This window comes from Nocardiopsis nanhaiensis (assembly GCF_054778635.1).
This window is the reverse complement of record NZ_BAAGZJ010000168.1, coordinates 1-2,466: the sequence shown is the minus strand read 5'-3', so window position 1 is coordinate 2,466 and position 2,466 is coordinate 1. Positions and strand designations below refer to the sequence as shown.

The 2,466-nt window shown below is 70.8% G+C and carries 2 protein-coding genes; both read left to right on the top strand.

Going from position 1 to position 2,466, the window contains the following annotated elements:
- The first annotated feature begins 194 nt into the window (after window positions 1–194).
- A complete protein-coding gene (locus ACYVD1_RS34540) occupies window positions 195–1,127 on the top strand; it encodes a PrgI family protein (RefSeq protein ID WP_460778684.1) in 933 nt (310 codons plus the stop codon).
- Between the two features lie 6 nt (window positions 1,128–1,133).
- Window positions 1,134–2,466, top strand: a 1,333-nt coding sequence (locus tag ACYVD1_RS34535) for a VirB4 family type IV secretion system protein (protein ID WP_460778683.1), incomplete at its 3' end; no start/stop codon positions are given.

The window sequence follows — 2,466 nt, the reverse complement described above, 5'->3', positions numbered from 1 at the left end:
ACCCGCGCGGTGGCGCTGGCCGAGGGCCCGGACGAGGACGCCGTGGCCCGGGCAGCGGCCCCGGGCGCGGACCCAACCGTGGTGGCCCCGGAAGGGGCACCGGCCCCGGGCCGGGCGCACCCTCGCCGCACCGCGGGCCACCTTCCCGGCCCAGTCCTCGCCGGAGTACCCCTGCTTCCCGACGGAGGTCGTAAATGTCGCGTGTGCGCATGCCCGCCGATGTCGAGCGTGAAGACAAACTCCTGGCGGGTCTGACCGCCCGCCAGTTGATCATCATCGGTGTTCCCGGGCTCGGCCTGTGGCTGGTGTATCAGGCGGTGGGCCACCTCGTTCCACCCGTGGCCGTGGTGGTCGCGGCAGTACCGGTCATGGGCGGGGCGGTCGCCGCCGCCCTGGCCACGCGCGACGGGCTCAGCCTGGACCGCCTGCTCTTGGCCGCATTCCGGTTTCTGCGCTCTGCTAAACGCCAGTCCACCGACGCCCACCGCGGCGCACCCACCCCCTCCTGGGTCAACGCCCGCGCCCCGGCCCTGCCCCGGCCGCTGGATCTGCCGGTGCACAAGATCTCTGATGAGGGCGTGCTGGACCTGGGCGAACACGGGTGCGCCGTCCTCGTGTCGTGCTCCACGGTCAGCTTTTCGCTGCGCACACCGGCCGAGCAGGCCGGGCTGGTCTCGGGGTTCGGGTCCTACCTGAATTCGCTCAACGCCCCCGTGCAGATCCTCATCCGCGCCGAGTCCATCTCGCTGGACCCGCTGGTGGAGGCGTTGGATCAAGCAGCCCCGGCCATGCCGCACCCCGCTCTGGAGCAAGCGGCACGCGACCACGCCGACTTCCTGGCTGACTTGGCCCAGCAGCGCGATCTGCTGCGGCGCCAAATCGTCCTCATCGTGCGCGACATGACCAGCAATGCCGCCCACGGCACGGCCAGCGCACGACGCCGCGCCGACGAAGCCGTGCGCGCCCTGGCCGCGGCTGGCTCGCGCGCCCACATCCTCACCGGGCCGCAGGTCGCCGCCGTTCTGTCCTCGGCCGCTGACCCTTCCAGTCGCCATCGGCCCCCTGAAGGGCTGGCCAGCCCCGAGGCCCTGATCACCGGCCCCACCGTCGAGTCCAAGGAGGAATGACCGCACATGTTCGCACGCACGAAGAAGACCCGCCCACAAGCGGCTGGCAGCCAGGCAGAGGCTGCGGTGGCCGCCGAAGTGGAGGTGGCCTCCCGGCATCTGCGCCTCGGCGGCGGCCTCAGCTCCTCCTGGGCGGTGACCGGCTACCCCGCCGAAGTGGGGCACGGGTGGATGGAACCGCTGCTGACCTACCCCGGACGGCTGGATGTGTCGCTGCACATCGAACCCATCCCGCCCCAGACCGCGGCCGATCGGCTGCGGCGGCAGATGTCGAAGTTGGAGGCCTCCAACCGCACCACCGCCGAAAAGGGAAAACTCGAAGACTTCGAGGCCGAGGTGGCGGCCGAGGACGCACGCGAGATGGCCGCCTCTCTGGCGCGCGGCGAGGGCAAGCTGTTCCGTGTCGGGCTGTACCTGAGTGTGCACGCCCCCACCGAGGAGGCCCTGGCCGAGGAGGTCGACCACGTCCGCTCACTGTGTTCGTCGATGCTGGTGGACGTGCGGCCGGCCTCCTACCGGCAACTCCAAGGGTGGGTGGCCGCGCTCCCGGTAGGGGTGGATCTGCTGGAGCAGCGCCGCAGCATGGACACCGCCGCCCTGTCTGCGAGTTTCCCGTTCGCTTCACCGGACCTGGCCGTGCAGACCACTGACCGCGCGGTGCTCTACGGGCTCAACGCCTCCTCCTCTGGGGTGGTGGTCTGGGACCGGTGGAGGGGCGACAACTACAACTCCGTGGTCCTGGCCCGCTCAGGAGCCGGGAAGAGCTACTTCTGCAAACTCGACCTGCTGCGCAGCCTGTACTCGGGTGTGACCGCAGCGGTCATCGACCCCGAAGACGAATACACCCGCCTGACCGAAGCGGTGGGCGGCACCCTCATGCGCCTGGGCGCACCCGGGGTTCACCTCAACCCCCTGGACCTGGCCCTGGACACCACGGCCCGGCGCGATGCCGTGTCCAGGCGCGCCCTGTTCCTGCACACGCTGCTGGCGGTGATGCTGGGCGGTGCCCTGTCCGCCCGTCAACGCGCGGCGTTGGACCGGGCTCTGGTGGCCACCTACCGACAGGCCGGGATCACGGGTGAGGCCTCGACCTGGTCCCAGCAGGCCCCGCTCCTGGCGGACCTGGCCTCCACCCTGGCAGCCGATTCCGACGAGCACGCCCAGGACCTGGCGATCCAACTCCAACCGTTCGTCACCGGCTCCTACAACGAGCTCTTCCGCGCCCCCACCACCCACAGACCGACCGGGCACCTCATCTCGTGGAGCCTGCGCCAGCTGCCCGACGAACTCAAAGCCGTCGGCACGCTGCTAGCGCTGGATTCGATCTGGCGCACCGTGG